Here is a 17,448-nt window from a genome sequence, read left to right on the forward strand (position 1 = left end):
GACTTACGGCCTCATCCGGTCGCGTCCACCAGCGCCAGGTCGTGCAGCCGCTCCGGCGGGCCGGGGCGGGCGTAGTACCAGCCCTGGGCCGTGTCGCAGCCCAGTATGCGGAGCTGCTCGGCCTGCGCGCCGGTCTCGACGCCCTCGACCGTCACCGCGAGGTCCAGGCTGTGGGCGAGGGAGACGATCCCCTCGACGATCTTGAGGTCGACGGGGTCGGCCGGGAACTGCTGCATGCTCTGGGTGAAGGAGCGGTCCAGCTTGAGGATGCTCACCGGCAGCCGGCGGAGGTTGGCGAGGTTCGAGTAGCCGGTGCCGAAGTCGTCCAGGGCGATGTCGACGCCCATCTCGGCGAGCCGCCGCAGCGGCTTCAGCAGGTCGTCGTCGGCGCCGATCAGCGCGGACTCCGTGACCTCCAGGCAGAGCGCGTCCGGGGCGACGCCGGTGCGCTCCAGGATGTCGACGGTGTCCTGGACCAGGCCGGGGTGGGTGAGCTGGCAGGGCGAGAGGTTGACGTTGATGCGCAGGGGGACGCCGTCGCCGTAGGCCTCACGCCAGGCGCGGGCCTGGCGGACGGACTGTTCGAGGACCCAGCGGCCCAACGGGACGATCAGGCCGGTGTGTTCGGCGAGCGGGATGAAGCGGTCGGGGCCCAGGACGCCGTGCTGCGGGTGCAGCCAGCGGACGAGGGCCTCGGCGCCGCGCACGCTGCCGTCGCCGAGGTGGACCAGCGGCTGGTACTCGATGAAGAACTCGTTGCGGTCGAGGGCCGCGGGCAGTGCGGTGGTCAGGCCGTGGCGGGTGATCGCTCGGGCGTCGGCCTCCGGGTCCGCGAGTTCGAAGCGGTTGCCGCCCGCGGACTTGGCCCGGTACATCGTGATGTCGGCGCTGCGCAGCACCTCCGCCGGGCCGCGCTCGCCGGCGGGGCCCTCGACGATGCCGATGGAGCCGCGCACGGTGAGGTCACGGCCGTCGATGCTGACTGGGGTGATCAGCGCGTTCATGATGCGGCCCGCGAGTTCGTCGACCTCGCGCTCGGTGTCGGGTCCCGTGGTCAGCGCGACGAACTCGTCGCCGCCGAGCCGGGCGACCATCTCGCCGGGTGCCGTCGCGCAGGACTGGAGCCGGTCGGCGACCTCGACCAGGAGCCGGTCGCCGGCCGCGTGGCCGAGGCTGTCGTTGATGGTCTTGAAGCCGTCGAGGTCGAGGTAGCACAGGCCGAACCGCTGGTTGTTGCCCGCGCCGAGCGCCTTCTCCAGGCGCTCGAAGAACAGGGTGCGGTTCGGGAGGCCGGTGAGCGCGTCGTGGGTCGCCTCGTAGCGCAGCCGCAGGTTCAGCAGCCGCCGCTCGGTGGTGTCCTCCATGAGGGCGAGCTGGTACTGCGGGTTGCCGTCGGCGTCGCGCAGCAGGGAGACCGTGAGGTTGGTCCACAGGACCGTTCCGTCGGGCCGGTAGAACGCCTTCTCCACGTGGTAGTGCTCGCGCTCGCCGCGGACGAGCTCGTCGTAGAGCGTCCAGGTCTGGGGCGCGTCGTCCGGGTGGGTCCACTCGCGGACGTTGCGGCCGCCCATGGTCTGGTCGGAGATGCCGAACATGCGCAGCAGCGCGCCGTTGACCTGGAGGATGTTGCCTTCGAGGTCGGCCATGCCGATTCCTATGGCCGCGCCCTCGAAGACCGCGCGGAAGCGGGCCTCGGTCGCGTGCAGGGCCTGTGCGACGACGCCCTGGGCCTGGAGGGCGGCCACGGAGATGGCCTCCTGCTCGGCCAGTGTGCGTTCGCGGAGTTCCTGGGCGAACCCGGCGGCCATCGCGTGCTGGAGGCGGGCCGAGCGGATCCGCAGGTCCTCCGGGGAGCCGTCGCCGCCGCAGTAGAGGACCAGGTAGGCGTCCACGCACTCCAGGGTGCGGGTGAGGGCGTCGGGGTCGGTGCAGTGGGCGGCGACGAGGGCGGCGCCGACGGCCTTGCCCTCCTCGGCCTCGAAGGTCCTGGCCCGCAGCGCCTCGCTCAACCGCCGCGCCAGCGGCAGGAGCAGCTCCTCGAACTCGGGCCGGGTCAGCGAGGTCGAGGTCGCCGGGAACACCGCCCGGCTCCAGATGGTCGCGAACCTGCGCAGTCTGCCCTCCGGCCCGTCCGGCTCCGCGATCACGCCGTGCGTCCTACGCCGGCGAATCCCGAGAAGGAATACGGATCTTCGTCCTCCGGTGCGGTGTCCGGCCGCCAGTCCGGCATCGGCACCAGTCCGGGTTCCACCATGTCGTACCCCTCGAAGAACCGCGCGATCTCGTCGCGCGAGCGCATGATCAGCGGATTGCGAATGTCCTTGTACACGTCCACCGCGCCCTCCGCCCGCTCGGGTGGCAACGGGATTCCCTCGTACGAGGCATGGGTCAGGATGAGCAGGCTGCCGGGCGCGAGCGCCTCGCGCAGCTGGGCCACCGCTCCGTACGGGTCGTCCGCGTCTTCCACGAAGTGCAGTATGGCAACGAGAAGGAGGGCCACTGGCCGATTCAGGTCGATCAGCGCCCGCACCTCGGGGCTCGCCAGGATCTCCTGCGGCTTGCGGAGATCGGCGGCGACGACGTCGGCCGTCGCGTTGTCCGAGAGGACGGCCTGGCTGTGCGCGACCGCCACCGGGTCGTGGTCGACGTACATCACATGGGCGCCGGGGCTGGCCTTCTGGGCGACCTCGTGGACGTTTCCGAAGGTGGGAATTCCGGAGCCGATGTCGAGGAACTGGGTGATGCCCTCGGCGGCCGCGAATCGGACCGCGCGGCGCATGAACGCCCGGTTCGCCTGCATGATCTTGGGAAGTCCCGGGAGGAACTCCATGGCCTTGCGGGCCGCCTCCCGGTCGACCTCGAAGTTGTGCGAACCGCCCAGGTAGTAGTCGTAGATACGCGAAACGCTCGGCACCGAGATGTCGATGCTCCGTGGTGCCCAGGCGGGACGCTCCATGTATCTCTCCAAGGCGTAGGCGATCCGGTGTTCGAGCTGAGGCTACTGATCGCCCGCCAAAGGGTCGAGCGGAAACGGAAATTGACCATCCGTTCCCGATGATTGCCCCTGGCACGTGCCGAATTGATGTGCGGGGACACGCGGAGAAGCGCGGAGAATGCCGGAATTGGCGTTGGGAATAGGGCCTGTCCGGCGGATCGGATCGCAGGAGACCTGGGGCGCCTCATCAACGCGGCAGATGTGCGTGCCACGCCCCGCGTCTGCGACAGGAGCCGTCGGACAGGCCCTGAGCCAAAGCGGTCCGCCCCCTCCGTGCGGTGCGGAGGGGGCGGACCCGGGGTCGTACGCGCTTGCTGTGTTGTTCGGCACTCTCTTCGCTTGCCCGCGTCCCTCCCTTCCGCGTCTCGGTTGCCGAGTGGGCGGGGCGATCGAACCCTGGGGAGGTTCTCGCTACTCCGCGGGCGCGCCGACCGGCTTGCCTTCAGGGGAGACGGCGTACCAAGTGCCGCCCACGCCCTGACCGTTGGTCTGTCCGGCGGCCGTGTCACCGGAGAAGGTGTAGATGGGCCAGCAGTTGACGGTCATCTGCTTGACGCCGTCGGGGCGGGTGAAGCCCATGAGGCCCTTCTTCTGCACACCCTTGGTGTCGTTCGCCGAGACGATGCCGACGGCCGGCCACTTGTCCGCGCAGGCGCCGAGGCAGTTGGAGACCGACTTCGGCCATGCCTTGTCCTTGAGGAAGCGGTAGACCGTGTGGCCGTTCTTGTCGACGACGATGTCACCGAGCTTGGCGTCCTTGCGGACGGAGAGGCCGGGCAGCGAGGAGAGGGTCGCCTTCTTGCCGTCGGGGGCGAGCGCGTACCACTTGCCGCCCACGCCCTGGCCGTTGACGTCACCGGCGTTGACGTCCTTGGCGTAGCGGTAGGCGGGCCAGCCGCCGATGGTCAGCTGCTTGGTGCCGTCGGTGCGGGTCACCTCGCCGAGGAGGGACTTGTCGATGCCGGCACCGGCGGTGGCGTCGCCGGCGGGGACCGGCGGCCAGGCGGTGGCGCAGTCGCCGTCGCAGTTGGACTTGGGGGGATTGGCCGTGTCGGCGTCGAAACGGTAGAGGGTGAGGCCCGCGCCGTCGCTCAACACCTTGCCGAGATCGGGGTTGTTGGCAACGTTCAGCTGGCCCGCGGGCTCCGCGGCGGCGGCCTGCTGGCCGTCGGCGCCGTAGCCGTTGCCGGCACCGGTGCTGGGGCTCGCCGTGGCACCGACGCTGCCGTAACCCCCGGCCGCCGCCGTGGCACCGACATTCTGGGCCGCGGAGGAAGGAGTGGCCACATTCCCCGAACCGCACGCCGCCGTCAACGCCATGACGGACACGGCCGTCGCCGCGAGTGAGGCGCTCCGCCAGGAGGTCTTCATCGTCAACTCCCCATAATCACCTGGATGTTGCAGCGCCCGTCTGTGCCGCCGCACGGTCCTAGGTACGGGTGGGGACCACGGAAGTGTTCAACCGGCGCACAAATTTCTTTCCGACACCTGTGACGCACGCACGCCGGCTCGTATGCGCGTGCGCATCCGGCGGCGGCCGACGATCGGTTCGTCAAACCGTCGCACCATGGCATCCACTCCTTCGGGGCATTCCCCGCGCGCACCGGCGCGCCCCGGCCCGCGAGGCCTCATGATCTCCGTCGTGCATGGACCCGAACCGACCCGAACCGCCCTCGCCGCAAGGGTGTTGACCCTGGTGACGCTGACGTGGCTGCTGACGGGAGCTCCGGCGGGCCTGGCAGCGGCCGACGCGTGCGCGTACGCCTCGACGGGGCCGGACGGCACGGAGGCGGTGGCGGTCGCGGGCGGCGACTCCTGGCCGATCCCCCCGGGCTGCCGGAAACCGACCCCGCCGCCCTGCCCCTCGCCGACACCCACCCCGCCGCCACCGCCACCACCCCCGCCCAAGCCGAGTCCACCGCCCCCGCCGAAACCCACCCCGACGCCGAAACCGACCCCGAAGCCCCGGCCCACGCCGAAACCCGTGCCGCCGCCCGCCCCGGCGCCTCGCCCGGCACCGCCGGCCCCGCGGGTCCGGCCGGCCCCGGCTCCGACCCCCACGCCCACACCCACACCCACCCCGACTCCGAAGCCTTCGCCCAGGCCCAGCCCGCATCCCTCGGCGTCCCCGGTGAGTTATCCGAAGTACCACGCCCAGCCGCGCCAACGGCCGACACCCGGCCGGACCTCGCCGGTCGTCTACGTCCTGCTCATCACCGTGCCCGCGGTGATCGCCATCGTCGCGCTGCGTCCGCGCTGATCCCCGGAGGAACCTCTTGTCGGAATGGCTTGTTCTCGTCCTCGCGATGGCGGCGGCCTGTGTGGTCGTCGTCATCGTCACCTTCGTGCGCGAACGCACGGCGTCCGAGGACGAGGACCCCAGCGAGACCCCGGACGTCATCGAGTACATGACGATGTGGATCGGCGTGGTGTACGCCATCGTCCTGGGCCTCGCGATCGCCGGTGTCTGGGAGGCCCGCAGCGCCGCCCAGGACCATGTGCAGGCGGAGGCACAGGCGCTGCACGAGATCTCGGAGCGGGTGCGGGCGTATCCCGCCGACCAACGCGACCGGGTCCGGGCCGACGTCGACGCCTACGTCTCACAGGTCGTCAACGTCGAGTGGAAGACGATGGCGGACCACGAGAAGCTCACCCAGCGGGGCACCGACCTCCTGGAGCGCATCCGCGCGGACGTCACGGACTACCAGCCGAAGACGGACTTCCAGGCACAGGCCTACCAGCCGCTCGTCGACCAGGTCGGCGCCCTGGACCAGGCGCGCAACGCCCGTCAGGACTCCACCGGGGCGACCATGCCCTCGGTGGTGTGGTTCGGGCTGCTCGCCGGAGCGGTGATCACCATCGGCATGGTCTTCGCGCTACAGATCAGGCGTACGACACGGGAGCTGATCCTCGCCGGGCTGTTCTCGGCGCTGATCGCCTTCCTGCTCTTCCTGATCTGGGACTTCGACGCGCCGTACAGCCGGGGCATCACGGCCTCGGCGCAGCCGTTCCTGAACCTCTTCCCGCACATCAAGGACTGACGGCCCCTCATCCGGAGCCACCCGCCGGGGGACGTCCGCCACGCCGGGGACGTCCCCCGGTCGCACGCACGGTGTCCCCTGTGCGGCCCACACGGTTGCCCCATTCGCGCGACTGAGATCGCGGGAGCGCACACATGTTCCTAGCGTTTCGGTCATCGAGGTGCATTTACGGCGCTAGCGGAAAAGGTCCGCTGCTGCTCCTCGGGGACCCGGAGGAATCACCATGCGCGCGATACGCGTCGCCTCGGCCGCACTGCTGGGCATCAGCGCCCTCGCCCTCTCGGCGCCGGTCGCCGCCGCGAAGGGCGACGGCAACCACAACATCACGCCGTTCGGCTTCACCGTCCTGCCCTCGACGATCGCGGCCGGCGGCCAGGTGACCCTGCAACTCGACCGCGACCGGGGCGGTTGCAGGGGCTCCGCGACGGTCTCCTCCGGGGTCTTCGACACCGTGCGGATCCCACCGGGGCAGTCCTCGGCGACGGCGATGGTCGACTGGGACGCCAGGCCGGGCGCGGTGTACCAGGTGACGTTCACGTGTGACGGCGCGAGCGGCTCCACGGGTCTGACCATCGCGTCGGGCCGCACCAACAACAACATCCAGCCGCTTCAGCCGGCCCAGCAGATTCCGCGCGGGGTCCACGCGGGTGAGGGCGGCAGCATCGCCGGCTTCGACCTCAAGGAGCTCGGCATCGGCGCGGCTCTCATCGCGGGCTCGGTGGGAGCGGCGTACCACTTCTCCCGCCGCCGGACCGGCGAGGACGGCGCCTGACCGCTCCGCCACCCGCACAGGCCTTCGCCCCGGAACCCGCGAGGTTCCGGGGCGAAGGCCTGTTCATGTGCGCCTGAACTCCGAAGGGGAGGAGGTCAGATCCCGCGCTCGGTGCGGCGGCGCATCCAGAAGACCCCGCCGCCCACGACGGCAGCGGCGACCAGGCCGCCGCCGATCGCCATGTCGGTCGGCGTCGCCCCGGCGCTGCTGCTGCCGCCGAGTCCGCCGCGGACACCGCCGATGACGGTGTAGGCGTCGTCACGGGTGAGCGAGGAGCCGTTGGAGCAGCGGACCGTGATGCTGTACGAGCCCGGGGTGGCCGACCGGCTGATCCGGGCCGTGCCGCTGGACGTCGTACCGGAGCCGCCGAGCAGGGACAGGTTGGCGGGGCGTTCGAACCCCGGTGAGGTGGCCATGGCGTTGCCGCCGCTGAAGCAGCCGTCGACCGTGACGGTGAGCTGTCCGCCGCGGGCGATCACGCTGGGCAGGGCGACGATGTTGCTGGGGCTGGCGCCCATGCCGTCCGCGACGGCCACCGGGGCGGCGAGCCCCAGGACGGCCACCGCGGCACCGGCGGCAGCCAGGGCACGAGTTGTACGCATGTCATCCTCCGCGGAAGGCGCCCCGGGACCCGTCCCCGGTCGATCGGCGAGAAAACGCCTCCCAGACAGACCCTCAGATGCCGTGCACGCGCCCGCATTTCGAGAATGGTCCGTCCTGGTGAGAGGACACACCCGGGGGAAAGCACACAATCGGATATTGCCGCAGGTCACACACCGTCAGAAAATTCCTGTGACGGCCAACTCATATGGCGCACATAAGGATGCCCGGGCCACCCGTTCGCCCTTTCCCCGTCGCCGGTTCCGGCTTCGGGACTTAGCGTTCTCATATGCGCGATTGACGTGGCGACGGCCGCGTCGAGAGGGGATGGCGAATGTCTGCGTCCGAGCTGTCCGAGCTGGAAGAGGAGGAGCGGCAGAGGAAGCGCGCCCCGTGGGGAGTGATAGCGCTTGTTCTGCTGACCGGTCTCGCGCTCATTCGGAATGGTTCGGGGGAGTTCGACGTCGGGCCGCCCCAGCCGGCGACGGCGGCGGCCGCGGACGCCCGCACCGCCCGGAGCACGTTCGGCAAGGTTCCGGCCCCGCTGCCGTACTCCGTGCCCGACCGGGTGCGGATTCCCGCGATCCGGGTCGACGCCCCCGTCCTGCCGGTGGGCCTGGACGCGGACGGCTGGGTCGGCGCTCCGCCGCCGGAGGACCCGAATCTGGCGGGCTGGTTCACCGGCGCGGTCTCCCCCGGCGAAAAGGGCACCGCGGTCGTCGTCGGCCATGTCGACAACAAAATGGGCCCCGCCGTGTTCTACGGACTCGGGGCCCTCAAGAAGGGAAATCGCGTCGAGGTCGCGCGCAAGGACGGAAAGACCGCCGTGTTCGAGATCTACGGCATCGAGGTCTTCGAGAAGAAGGACTTCCCCGGCGACCGCGTGTACGCGTCGAAGGGAACTCCGGAACTCCGCGTCATCACCTGCGGCGGCGGTTTCTCCAAGCAGAACGGCTACAACGGGAACGTCGTCGTCTTCGCCCGCCTGGTCGAGGTCCGCTGAGCGTTCCCGGCCGGGCGGGCGAGGTCCTGTCGTCCGTCAGACGGTGGTGCGGCGGCGGGGCAGGGCCATGTGGTAGCCGGAGTCGAGGAGGTGCGGCAGGTATCGGCGCAGCGCCTTCACGCTCTGGGTCCGGTCGCCCCCGGCGTCGTGCGAGAGCACCACGACGCCGGGGGCCGCGCCGTCCTCCACCGCGTTGACGATGTGGCGGACGCCGGGGGTGTCCCAGTCGAGGGTGTCGACGGTCCACGCGAGGGGTTCCATGCCCATCTCGGAGCCGAGCTGGAAGGCGGCCCGGTTCCAGGCGCCGTAGGGGGCGCGGAACCACTGGGGGCGTTCGCCGTAGGCGTCCTCGATGACGTCGCTGGTGCGTTCCATCTCGGAGCGGATCTGACGCCTGGTCATCTTGGTGAGCAGCGGGTGGGACCAGGTGTGGTTCCCGACGACGTGGCCCTCGTCGGACATGCGGGCCAGCAGGTCCCGGTTCCAGTCGGCCATCTCGCCGCAGACGAAGAACGTGGCGCGGACGTCGTACTCGGCGAGGGTGTCGAGGATGTGCGGGGTGTAGCGGGGGTCGGGTCCGTCGTCGAAGGTCAGGAGCATGGTGTTGCCGCGTCCGGACATGCGCAGGAACGGTTCGTGCCGCACCGGGACCCGGGCGGGGGCGGCGTGGGGTGCGCCGTAGCCGGCCACGGGCCGGAGGCGGTAGGAGGAGGGGGTGCGCCCGAGGCGCGGCGGGGGCCCGGCAGCGGGGGCGACGGTCCGGACCGGGGCGTCGTCCGAGAGTCCGGAGTACAGCAGACCGGCGGTGCCGGCCGCGCCGACGGCGGCGGCGCCGGCGAGCAGGGCCCGTCGGCGCGTGAGCAACTGATCCTTCTTCATGACTCATCAGTCGCCCGTGCGGGACCCGGCGCCCCACGGCAACACCGGTGCGGCGGCAGGAAAACACCCGCCCGGCCCAGCGCCGGCGCGCTCAGCGGCGCCGGACGAGGGGGAACGGCAGGATCTCACGGATCGTCAGGCCGGTGACGAACATGACGAGCCGGTCGACGCCGATGCCGAGTCCGCCGGTGGGCGGCAAGCCGGTGCCGGGCGGTCGTATCGGGCCCTTGGTGGCCTTGGTCCTGGCGGCCCTCGCGGTGGCAGTCATGCTTCCGACTGTAGGAAGAGGGTGGGCGGCGCGCCCGTCGGGCGCTCCCGGGCGGGTTCGGGACCTGGGGATTCCGATAGCCTCACGGCCGTGACGGAACAGCACTCAACTCAGTTCGAGCGGGGCACGGACGGGCCCAAGGTGATCGTGGCCGGAGTGGACGGCTCCGACTCCTCGCTCCGGGCCGCGTCCTATGCGGCGGGCCTGGCCAGGCGTCAGGGCGCGCTCCTCGCCCTCGTGTACGTGCAGCCGGTCCTGGCGGCCGGGGCGGCCATGGGGGCACCGGTCGCCGACACCACCGACGAGATCGCCGAGAACCTCGTCGCCCAGATCCGCCACGAGACCGAGCGCGTGAAGGAGATATTCGACATCCGCTGGGAGTTCCACACGTTCCGCGGCGATCCCTACGGCGGCCTGGTGAAGGCGGCCGACGAGCTCAAGGCCGACGCGGTCGTCGTGGGCGCCTCCGAACAGGCCGGCCACCGGATCGTCGGGTCGGTCGCGGTGCGGTTGGTGAAGGCGGGGCGGTGGCCGGTGACGGTGGTGCCGTAGACGGCGTGGAGATCGCCGGGAGCTGTCAGAGGGAGCTCAGGAACTGCCCGAGGATGGTGTTGAACTCCTCGGGCTTCTCCATGTTCGGGTAGTGGCCGACGCCCTCGACGGTCGTGGCGCGGCCGTTCGGGACGGTGTCGACGAGGCGGTCCGCCATGGCGATGCTGTCGGGCCAGTCGACGGCGCCGTGGATGGCCAGTACCGGTACGTCCAGCCGCGGGACCCGGGGCCACGGGTCGCCCAGGGGCACGTACCAGTCCTTCTCGCCCGGGGTGTGCTTCGCGATGGTGTGGGCGGTCAGGGCGCGCAGGCGTCGCAGGACCGAGGGGTCGACCTCGTCCGGTGTGCGGTGCGGGCCGGCCACGCCCTCCGTGAACCGGTCGAGCCAGCCCTCGATGTCGCCGGCGGCGAGGAGCCGGCCGGCGCGGGCGGTGTGTGCCAGCAGCTCGGGGTCCTTGTACTCGAACGCGCTGGTCCCGCCGCCGCTGACGACGAGCGCGCGGACCAGTTCGGGGGACTCCAGCGCGGTGTCGGTGGCGACGCCCGCGCCCATGGAGAGGCCGACGAGGACGGCGGGGCCGAGGTCGAGGTGGCGCAGGAGGGCCGTGAGGTCGTCGGCCCAGCGGAAGGGTGCGCTCGCGTTGGCGGAGAAGCCGTGGCCCCGGATGTCGGGGGCGATGACGCGGAAGCGGGCGGCGAGCGCCGGTATCTGGTCGTCGAAGACGCGGTGGTCGGCGAAGCCGGAGTGGAGGAGGACCACGGGGTCGCCGGAGCCCACGTCACGGTAGGCGAGGTCCCCGTCGGCAGATGCGAAGAAGCTCAGTTCCGAAGCAGCTGTCATGACAACCAAGGTGTCATCTTGACCGGAGTTTCGCAACCCAGGTGTCATGATGTGCTCGTGAACGACTCCGCCCCCGCACCCGACCCGGCCGCCCTCTCCCCCGACGAACTCGGCCACCGCCTCACCGAGGTGTTCGACCTGGTCGGCCCGCTCTACCGGCGCGCGGCGCGCAAGGTCGAGCAGGCCGAACCGGTCGAGGGCGTGTCCGCGGGCGTGCGCGCCGTCCTGAACCTGCTGCGCCTGCACGGACCCATGACGGTCCCTCAGATGGGCCGCGACCAGGCGCTGAGCCGGCAGTTCGTGCAGCGCATGGTCAACGACGCGGCGGCGCACGGCTGGGTCGAGAGCGTCCCGAACCCGGCACACCAGCGGTCCTCCCTGATCCGGCTCACCGACACCGGCCGCTCGACCATCACCGCCGTGCTGGGCCGCGAGCACTACCTGATGCGCCAGGTCGGCGGCGGGCTGACGGATGCCGAGGTCAGCGCGTGCGCGAAGGTGCTCACCCGGATGCTGGAGACCTTCGCGCACGTCGACGTCGACTGATCCCCTGGGCTACTTCCCCATCACCAGCCCGTCCTTCGCCGCGCCCCGGCTCAGCGCCACCTCGCGGATCCGGTCGCGGTCGCCGGTCAGGTCGGCGCCCTGGCCGATCGCCTGGCCGATGTCGACGACCCGGCCCGCGTCGATGTCGAACAGCTGCGGGACGAACTCCGCCTTCGTCACCTCCCAGCGCCCTCCGTGCCGGGCGGGCGGCACGAACGTGAAGCGGCCGAGGGTGCTCAGGTTGCCGCCGGGGTCCTGGGTGCCCGCGTTGTCGTACATCTCGCCGGTGATCTGGTCGCCGAGCCCGTAGACCACCCAGGTGCCGTTGACCTTCTCGTACGGCTGCGGGGCGTGGGCCTGGGTGCCGAGGATCAGGTCGATGTCGGGGCGGCCGCCGGTGCGGGCGGCGGTGAGTTCCCTGGCCAGCGCGAGCTGTTGGGGGTCCGGGGCCTGCTGACCTGCCGTGCCCCAGCGCAGGGAGACGACGACCACGTCGGCGCCGGCCCGGCGGGCGGCCCGGGCGTCGGCGAGGACACGGGCGGGGTCGACGAGGTTGACGGCCCAGGGCTCGGCCGGCGGGAGCGGGACACCGTTCGTGTCGGCGGTGTACGCGAGGTGGGCGACCTTCGCCGGACCGGCGCGCAGCAGCGTGACCGCGCGCGCCTCGGCGTCGGTGCGCGCCGTCCCCGCGTGCCGTACGCCCGCGCGGTCGAGGGCGTCGAGGGTGCGCTGGATGCCGGCGGGACCGGCGTCGAGACTGTGGTCGGACGCGGTGGAGCAGCTGTCGTAGCCGGTCGCGGCGAGGCCCTGCGCCTCCTCGGGCGGGGACATGAGGCTCGCGGGACCGGCGGGGTCGCCGTACCCGTTCTCGATGTGACACAGCGCCAGATCGGCGTGGGAGACGAGGGGTTGGACGGCGGCGAGCATCGGCCGGAAGTCGTAGCCGGTGCCGCCCGCGTCGAAGCGGGCCCGGTCGAGGACGGCGCTGTGCGGGAGGATGTCCCCGGCGGCGACGAGGGTGAAGCCGCGGGCGGCGGGGGGCGCCGGGCGGCCGGTCGCCCCTGAGTCGTGGTGCTGGGCCTGACAGGCGGCGGCCGCGGTGAGGACGCCGGCGAGGGCAACGGCCACCTGCTGTCTGCGTGCGATCATCACTTCACCCCACTGTGGTCATATTTACCCACCAATAGGTATGAACTTCACCGGCCCCGCAAACGACTTCCGGCCCCTGATGACCCGTCCGGTGTGCGCGGGCGGCGGATCACCGGGGAGCGCGGACCGTTCGTCGCACCGTTCGTCGACGCGATCGACCGTCCGCCGCAAGCCCCTCGTGCGCCCCCTGTCCCCGGGCCGCCCCCTGCGATGCCATACGGCCATGACGGCCGGACCCACGCTCAGAGACGGAACGACCGCCGAGCACGAGCTCGCCGCACTCCAGCGCGAGCACGGCAGGCCGCTCTTCGCGCTGCTGCTCCGGCTCTGCGACGGCGACCGCCAGCGCGCCGAGGACCTCGTCCAGGAGACCCTCGTCCGCGCCTGGCAGCACCCCGAGGCGCTGCGCGCCGACGACTTCGAGTCCGTCCGCCCCTGGCTGCTGACGGTGGGCCGGCGGCTCGCCATCGACGCGCGCCGGGCCCGGCAGGCGCGACCCCCCGAGGTCGGGGACGCGGTGCTGGAGAACGCCCGCGTCTGCGCCGATCACGCGGAACGGTCGGCGGCGACGCTCGATGTGCGGGAGGCTGTGAAGACACTCACTCCGGAGCACCGTGAAGTCCTGGTGCTCGTGTACTTCCAGGGGGCGAGTGTGGCGGAGGCCGCGGCGGCACTCGGGATTCCGCCCGGTACGGTGAAGTCCCGCGCGTTCTACGCCCTGCGTGCCCTGCGCCGGGTGTTGCCGGGTTACGCGGCCGACCTGCGGTGAAACCAATCCATTGGTCAAACCTCCGTAAAGCGCCTTGCTCAGCACCCCTGTTGAGTAATCGGCTGTCCTCATCCGTGTTCCGGACTGGGGGGCGCGGGGTTCCTCAGGGAGCCCCGCGCCGGGCGACGCGCACGCACCGGAGGAAGGCAGGAAGGGATGCTGCACAGAGGTCAAGAGAGCACGGACGGCACCGGTGGCGGTGAACTCACCGTCCCCATGGCCTGGTTGTACGCCGAGTACATCGCCGACGAGTTGCTGCGGACCGGCGACCTGATGCCGCCGACGTCCTTCGAGTTCCGTGCGGGACGGGACGCGCTGGCGCTGACCATCTTCCTGTCCGACACGGACGGCGAGCTGTCCGGAATCCGGGTGGTGACCCAGCTGGAGACCTGGCTTTCGCTGACGGCGTACGACCAGCCGTGGCAGGACTGGGTCGGAGAACGTATGTCCAGGTTGACGGCCGAGACACGCGAAGCCGGTGTGGACTCACCGGACTTGGCGCTGGCGGAGGCGGCCTGGCGGTGGCTGGAGGAGACCGAGCTGCTCGCACCGGATCTGGACGCGGTGCCGGGAGGCGGTCCGGTGACCGGTGAGGACGACGGACCGAAGGTCTGGACGCCCGCCTGGCGACTGGGTCTGCCGCTCGGCCATCTCGCCATCCATCTTTTTTGAAACAGGACCAATCCGCGGGCCAGGCCGCTCCGAACCCGTAGGTGGCGATTCTGTGTGTGCCTTGAGTGATTCGGCTGGCTGGTGCGTACCGATGGGAGCAAGGAGTAACCCCACCCGCACCTAACGGCACGAGGATTCGGCATGAGGTCCCTGGAAAGGCATCGCGACGTCGGCGCGTACGCGCTAGGCGTGCTGGACGAGGCGGACGCCTTCCGCTTCGAGGATCACCTCATGGAGTGCACCAGTTGCGCGGCTCATGTGACCGAATTCGGTCCCGCCTCACGGCAGTTGATGCTGTACCGGCGTGCGACGCCGCGCTCTGTGCACCCCATGGCACAACCCGGCCCGCGCCTGCTGGACCGGTTGCTCGGCGAGGTGACCTCGCGTCGGCGGGCCGGACGGCGGCGGTTTCTGTACGCCCTGGCCGCGTCCGTGGTCCTCGCCGTGGGCGGGCCCGCGGTGGCGACCCTGGTCGGGCACGGCGACGGGGCCGTACAACTCACCGCGACCGACGCGAAGTCGGGCGTGTGGGCGCAGATCACGGCCGCCGACGAGAACTACGGCAGTGATGTGTCCCTCAAGATCAAGGACGGCGCGGGACCGCGCTCGTGCCGTCTCGTGGTGGTCGGCCGCGACGGTTCCGAGCAGACCGTGACCAGTTGGAACGTCCCCGCGCACGACGCGACGATGATCACGATGCAGGGTGGCGCGGCGATGCACCCCACCGAGATCGACCACTACGACGTGCGGACCGAGGACGGCCGGCAGCTGGTGCGGCTCACCTCGCACTGACGTCCCGCTCCCCGCCCGCCAGTTGGCGCAGGGCCCGCGCGGAGGGGGTTCCCGGGTCCGCGGTGACGAAGACGACCTGCTGGTCGTCGTGCGGGACGGTGAGCACATCGCAGTTCACCCGCAGGCGGCCCGCCTCCGGGTGGGTCAGGGTCTTGGTGCGATGCCCCGGGGCGTGCACCGGACCGGTCGCCCAGATCTCCCTGAACTCCTCGCTGCCGGCGCGCAGTTCGGCCAGCAGCCGGGCGAGCGCCGGGTCGTGCGGATAGCGGTCGGCGGCGCGCCGCAGCCGGGACACCACGATGGCGCCGAACTCCTCCGCGCTGGAACTCTCCGGCGGCTGCCCGAGGAACCGCCGGCGCGCCAGGTTCGGCCGCGCGTCGAAGTCGCCGCCGAACACGGCGGCGGCCAGCGGGTTCCCGGCGATGACGTCGTAGGTGGCGTCCGTGACGATGGCCGCCGTGTCCGGGATCCGGCGCAGCAGCGCCGCCACCTGCGGGCGCACGGTCCGCACCGGCGCGGCGAGCGGGGTCACCTGTGTCCCCGCCAGCCGGAACAGATGGGTCCGCTCGGCCGGGGTCAGCCGGAACACGCCGCTGAGGGCGTCGAGAACGCGGGGCGAGGGGCGGGGCCCGCGCGCCTGTTCGAGGCGGGCGTAGTAGTCGACGGACATGTGGGCCAGCTCGGCGACCTCTTCCCGCCGCAGCCCGAGGGTTCGCCGGGACGTTCCACCGGGCAGCCCCACATCGGCGGGCACCAGCAGCTCCCGCCGCCCCCGCAGAAACCGGGCGAGCTCTTGCCTACCGGTCACGGTGTCTCCTTCCCACAGCCTTCCGAGGGCCGCCCGGATGTTCTCCGGCGGCTCTCCGGCCGCTCTCCGGCTGACAGGGATCGGTTGTCCCTGGTTCGGCGGCCCCGGCTGCGGAATCGTCGTCCCCATGAACGATTCCACAGCACTCGTCACAGGGGCCAACAAAGGCATCGGCAAGGAAATTGCCCGTCTGCTGATCGCCGAGGGATTCACCGTCCACGTCGGCTCGCGCGACGCGGGCCGGGGCGAGAGGACGGTGGCGGAACTGGGCGGCGGCGCCCGGCTGCTGACCCTCGACGTCACGGACGCGCACAGCATCGCGGCGGCGGCACGACAGGTGGACGCCCTGGACGTCCTGGTCAACAACGCGGGGATCATGGCCGGCGGCGACCCCGCGCCGGAGGCGGACCTCGACGACTTCCGCCGTACCTACGAGACGAACGTCTTCGGCGTCCTGGCCGTCACCAACGCCTTCCTCCCCGCCCTGCGCCGCTCCCCGCACCCCCGCATCGTGAACGTGTCCAGCGGCACCGGCTCCCTGACCTGGAGCGCCGACCCGGACCGCGAGTTCGCCCGCCACGCCGGCGCGGGCGCCGCGTACCGCTCCTCCAAGTCGGCCCTCAACGCCCTGACCCTCTTCTACGCCCAGTCCCTCGCGGCGGAAGGCTTCAAGGTGAACGCCCTGGCCCCCGGCCTCCGCGCGACCGACCTCAACGAACGGGCCGCCGCGAGCGACGGGGACCCGGCGGAGGCGGCGCGGGGTGCGGTGGACCTGGCGCTGCTGCCGGACGACGGGCCGACGGGGCGGTTCATGTCGTGGGACGGGACCCCGGTGCCCTGGTAGCTACTTGAGCAGTTTCGACATCCGCCGGTCCGCCAGCGGCTTGCCGCCCGTCTGGCAGGTCGGGCAGTACTGGAGGGAGGAGTCGCTGAAGGAGACCTCCCGGATGGTGTCGCCGCAGACCGGGCACGGTTCGCCGGTGCGGCCGTGGACGCGCAGGCCGCTCTTCTTCTCCGCCTTCAGCCGGCCCGCCGCCACGCCTCGGGAGCGTTCGACGGCTTCCGTCAGCGTGGTGCGCAGCGCCGTGTAGAGCGTGTGCGTCTCGGCCGGGGTCAGGGACGACGCCAGTTTGAACGGGGACATCTTCGCGGCGTGCAGGATCTCGTCGCTGTACGCGTTGCCGACCCCGGCGATCAGGGTCTGGTCGCGCAGGGCGCCCTTGAGCTGGCGGCGTTCGTCCTTGAGCAGGCCGGTGAAGGCCTGCTCGTCGAAGTCGTCGGCGAGGGGGTCGGGGCCGAGGCGGGCGACGCCCGGGACCTCCTGCGGGTCGGCGACGACGTACACCGCGAGGCGCTTCTGCGTGCCCGCCTCCGTGAGGTCGAAGCCCTCGCCGGTCTCCAGGGCCACACGGAGCGCCAGCGGGCCCTTGCCGGGGCGGGGCGGGCCGTCCGGGAGGCGGTCCTTCCAGTGCAGCCAGCCCGCGCGGGCCAGGTGGGTCACGAAGTGCGGGCCGCCGTCCGTCTCGACGTCCAGGAACTTGCCGTGCCGGTGCACGGCCACCACCTCGTGTCCCTCCAGCGCGGTGAGCGGAGGGTCGTACGTCTTCAGGACGCTGATGGCGACGGGCAGCACCCGTACGATCTCGTGGCCGACGAGGTGTTCGGTCAGGAAGTCCTTCAGCGCTTCGACCTCGGGGAGTTCCGGCATACGTCCAGGGTGCCATCAGGGACGCCCGGGGTCAGCTCCGGTCCGTCCCGTAC

Annotated in this window: 19 protein-coding genes and 1 pseudogene; 10 read left to right on the forward strand and 10 right to left on the reverse strand. The window is 71.5% G+C overall.

Features of this window, described 5'->3' with window-relative positions; translation table 11 throughout:
* Nucleotides 1–11 precede the first annotated feature (11 nt).
* The 3 genes from ACIRB1_RS01815 to ACIRB1_RS01825 form a co-directional block, all read right to left on the reverse strand.
* Nucleotides 12–2,147 carry an EAL domain-containing protein gene (locus ACIRB1_RS01815; protein ID WP_352181293.1) on the reverse strand — a complete coding sequence of 712 codons (2,136 nt, stop codon included), beginning with the start codon at nt 2,145–2,147 and terminating at the stop codon, nt 12–14.
* Entirely contained in the window at nt 2,144–2,956 is an 813-nt protein-coding gene (locus ACIRB1_RS01820) for an SAM-dependent methyltransferase (protein ID WP_403464208.1), read from the reverse strand. The genes ACIRB1_RS01815 and ACIRB1_RS01820 overlap by 4 nt, the downstream gene beginning before the upstream one ends.
* A 450-nt stretch (nt 2,957–3,406) precedes the next feature.
* Nucleotides 3,407–4,366: an SCO0930 family lipoprotein gene (locus ACIRB1_RS01825; RefSeq protein ID WP_403464209.1), complete on the reverse strand. Its 960-nt coding sequence runs from the start codon at nt 4,364–4,366 to the stop codon at nt 3,407–3,409.
* 760 nt (nt 4,367–5,126) lie between these two features.
* Between ACIRB1_RS01825 and ACIRB1_RS01830 the strand changes: the two genes are divergently transcribed.
* The 3 genes from ACIRB1_RS01830 (at nt 5,127) to ACIRB1_RS01840 (ending at nt 6,808) form a co-directional block, all read left to right on the forward strand.
* A complete protein-coding gene (locus tag ACIRB1_RS01830; RefSeq protein WP_403464210.1) occupies nt 5,127–5,255 on the forward strand; it encodes a hypothetical protein in 129 nt (42 codons plus the stop codon).
* 16 nt (nt 5,256–5,271) lie between these two features.
* Nucleotides 5,272–6,036 carry a DUF4239 domain-containing protein gene (locus ACIRB1_RS01835; protein ID WP_403464212.1) on the forward strand — a complete coding sequence of 255 codons (765 nt, stop codon included), beginning with the start codon at nt 5,272–5,274 and terminating at the stop codon, nt 6,034–6,036.
* Nucleotides 6,037–6,259: 223 nt separating this feature from the next.
* The gene (locus tag ACIRB1_RS01840; RefSeq protein ID WP_403464214.1) at nt 6,260–6,808 is read left to right on the forward strand and encodes a hypothetical protein; all 549 of its coding nucleotides are present in this window, start codon (nt 6,260–6,262) and stop codon (nt 6,806–6,808) included.
* A 95-nt stretch (nt 6,809–6,903) separates the two neighbouring features.
* On the opposite strand, the gene ACIRB1_RS01845 is transcribed toward ACIRB1_RS01840, so the two are convergent.
* On the reverse strand, nt 6,904–7,410 hold the full coding sequence (locus ACIRB1_RS01845; RefSeq protein ID WP_352181287.1) for a hypothetical protein: 507 nt from the start codon (nt 7,408–7,410) through the stop codon (nt 6,904–6,906).
* A gap of 332 nt (nt 7,411–7,742) precedes the next feature.
* On the opposite strand from ACIRB1_RS01845, the gene ACIRB1_RS01850 reads away from it, so the two are divergent.
* On the forward strand, nt 7,743–8,411 hold the full coding sequence (locus ACIRB1_RS01850) for a class F sortase (RefSeq protein WP_403464216.1): 669 nt from the start codon (nt 7,743–7,745) through the stop codon (nt 8,409–8,411).
* Nucleotides 8,412–8,447: 36 nt separating this feature from the next.
* On the opposite strand, the gene ACIRB1_RS01855 is transcribed toward ACIRB1_RS01850, so the two are convergent.
* Both ACIRB1_RS01855 and ACIRB1_RS01860 read right to left on the reverse strand, forming a co-directional pair.
* Nucleotides 8,448–9,290, reverse strand: coding sequence for a polysaccharide deacetylase family protein (locus tag ACIRB1_RS01855; RefSeq protein ID WP_403464217.1), 843 nt, complete (start codon nt 9,288–9,290; stop codon nt 8,448–8,450).
* 91 nt (nt 9,291–9,381) lie between these two features.
* Nucleotides 9,382–9,489, reverse strand: a pseudogene (locus tag ACIRB1_RS01860) (amino acid--tRNA ligase-related protein); the annotation flags it as partial.
* 159 nt (nt 9,490–9,648) lie between these two features.
* Between ACIRB1_RS01860 and ACIRB1_RS01865 the strand changes: the two are divergent.
* A complete protein-coding gene (locus ACIRB1_RS01865; RefSeq protein WP_352181283.1) occupies nt 9,649–10,110 on the forward strand; it encodes a universal stress protein in 462 nt (153 codons plus the stop codon).
* Between the two features lie 25 nt (nt 10,111–10,135).
* Here ACIRB1_RS01865 and ACIRB1_RS01870 read toward each other — a convergent pair whose 3' ends face one another.
* On the reverse strand, nt 10,136–10,951 hold the full coding sequence (locus ACIRB1_RS01870) for an alpha/beta hydrolase (protein ID WP_352181282.1): 816 nt from the start codon (nt 10,949–10,951) through the stop codon (nt 10,136–10,138).
* 57 nt (nt 10,952–11,008) lie between these two features.
* On the opposite strand from ACIRB1_RS01870, the gene ACIRB1_RS01875 reads away from it, so the two are divergent.
* A complete protein-coding gene (locus ACIRB1_RS01875) occupies nt 11,009–11,497 on the forward strand; it encodes a MarR family winged helix-turn-helix transcriptional regulator (protein WP_403464219.1) in 489 nt (162 codons plus the stop codon).
* Nucleotides 11,498–11,506: 9 nt separating this feature from the next.
* On the opposite strand, the gene ACIRB1_RS01880 is transcribed toward ACIRB1_RS01875, so the two are convergent.
* Nucleotides 11,507–12,646: a CapA family protein gene (locus ACIRB1_RS01880; protein WP_403464220.1), complete on the reverse strand. Its 1,140-nt coding sequence runs from the start codon at nt 12,644–12,646 to the stop codon at nt 11,507–11,509.
* 223 nt (nt 12,647–12,869) lie between these two features.
* Here ACIRB1_RS01880 and ACIRB1_RS01885 point away from each other — a divergent pair, with 223 nt between their 5' ends.
* The 3 genes from ACIRB1_RS01885 to ACIRB1_RS01895 all read left to right on the forward strand — a co-directional run bounded on the left by ACIRB1_RS01885 (nt 12,870) and on the right by ACIRB1_RS01895 (nt 14,879).
* Complete coding sequence (locus tag ACIRB1_RS01885) at nt 12,870–13,415, forward strand: sigma-70 family RNA polymerase sigma factor (protein ID WP_352181279.1); 546 nt, start codon at nt 12,870–12,872, stop codon at nt 13,413–13,415.
* Between the two features lie 156 nt (nt 13,416–13,571).
* A complete protein-coding gene (locus ACIRB1_RS01890) occupies nt 13,572–14,087 on the forward strand; it encodes a hypothetical protein (RefSeq protein WP_352181278.1) in 516 nt (171 codons plus the stop codon).
* A gap of 141 nt (nt 14,088–14,228) precedes the next feature.
* Nucleotides 14,229–14,879, forward strand: a complete 651-nt coding sequence (locus ACIRB1_RS01895) for a zf-HC2 domain-containing protein (RefSeq protein ID WP_352181277.1) — start codon at nt 14,229–14,231, stop codon at nt 14,877–14,879.
* Here ACIRB1_RS01895 and ACIRB1_RS01900 read toward each other — a convergent pair.
* On the reverse strand, nt 14,866–15,687 hold the full coding sequence (locus ACIRB1_RS01900; protein ID WP_403464222.1) for a helix-turn-helix transcriptional regulator: 822 nt from the start codon (nt 15,685–15,687) through the stop codon (nt 14,866–14,868). The two genes, ACIRB1_RS01895 and ACIRB1_RS01900, sit on opposite strands and share 14 nt — an antisense overlap.
* 127 nt (nt 15,688–15,814) lie before the next feature.
* Between ACIRB1_RS01900 and ACIRB1_RS01905 the strand changes: the two genes are divergently transcribed.
* Complete coding sequence (locus ACIRB1_RS01905) at nt 15,815–16,531, forward strand: SDR family oxidoreductase (RefSeq protein WP_403464223.1); 717 nt, start codon at nt 15,815–15,817, stop codon at nt 16,529–16,531.
* Here the strand turns inward: ACIRB1_RS01905 and ACIRB1_RS01910 are convergent, their stop codons facing one another.
* A complete protein-coding gene (locus tag ACIRB1_RS01910) occupies nt 16,532–17,395 on the reverse strand; it encodes an Fpg/Nei family DNA glycosylase (RefSeq protein WP_403464224.1) in 864 nt (287 codons plus the stop codon).
* Nucleotides 17,396–17,448 lie beyond the last annotated feature (53 nt).

The sequence above is a fragment of the Streptomyces sp. NPDC096013 genome (assembly GCF_044763565.1).
Taxonomy (GTDB): Bacteria; Actinomycetota; Actinomycetes; order Streptomycetales; family Streptomycetaceae; genus Streptomyces.

Bases quoted from the DNA above. Each gene is read 5' to 3' on its own strand.
- ACIRB1_RS01820 (WP_403464208.1), bottom strand. From the start codon at position 2,956: ATGGAGCGTCCCGCCTGGGCACCACGGAGCATCGACATCTCGGTGCCG.
- ACIRB1_RS01825 (WP_403464209.1), bottom strand. From the start codon at position 4,366: ATGAAGACCTCCTGGCGGAGCGCCTCACTCGCGGCGACGGCCGTGTCC.
- ACIRB1_RS01840 (WP_403464214.1), top strand. From the start codon at position 6,260: ATGCGCGCGATACGCGTCGCCTCGGCCGCACTGCTGGGCATCAGCGCC.
- ACIRB1_RS01845 (WP_352181287.1), bottom strand. From the start codon at position 7,410: ATGCGTACAACTCGTGCCCTGGCTGCCGCCGGTGCCGCGGTGGCCGTC.
- ACIRB1_RS01850 (WP_403464216.1), top strand. From the start codon at position 7,743: ATGTCTGCGTCCGAGCTGTCCGAGCTGGAAGAGGAGGAGCGGCAGAGG.
- ACIRB1_RS01855 (WP_403464217.1), bottom strand. From the start codon at position 9,290: ATGAAGAAGGATCAGTTGCTCACGCGCCGACGGGCCCTGCTCGCCGGC.
- ACIRB1_RS01870 (WP_352181282.1), bottom strand. From the start codon at position 10,951: ATGACAGCTGCTTCGGAACTGAGCTTCTTCGCATCTGCCGACGGGGAC.
- ACIRB1_RS01880 (WP_403464220.1), bottom strand. From the start codon at position 12,646: ATGATCGCACGCAGACAGCAGGTGGCCGTTGCCCTCGCCGGCGTCCTC.
- ACIRB1_RS01885 (WP_352181279.1), top strand. From the start codon at position 12,870: ATGACGGCCGGACCCACGCTCAGAGACGGAACGACCGCCGAGCACGAG.
- ACIRB1_RS01890 (WP_352181278.1), top strand. From the start codon at position 13,572: ATGCTGCACAGAGGTCAAGAGAGCACGGACGGCACCGGTGGCGGTGAA.
- ACIRB1_RS01895 (WP_352181277.1), top strand. From the start codon at position 14,229: ATGAGGTCCCTGGAAAGGCATCGCGACGTCGGCGCGTACGCGCTAGGC.
- ACIRB1_RS01905 (WP_403464223.1), top strand. From the start codon at position 15,815: ATGAACGATTCCACAGCACTCGTCACAGGGGCCAACAAAGGCATCGGC.
- ACIRB1_RS01910 (WP_403464224.1), bottom strand. From the start codon at position 17,395: ATGCCGGAACTCCCCGAGGTCGAAGCGCTGAAGGACTTCCTGACCGAA.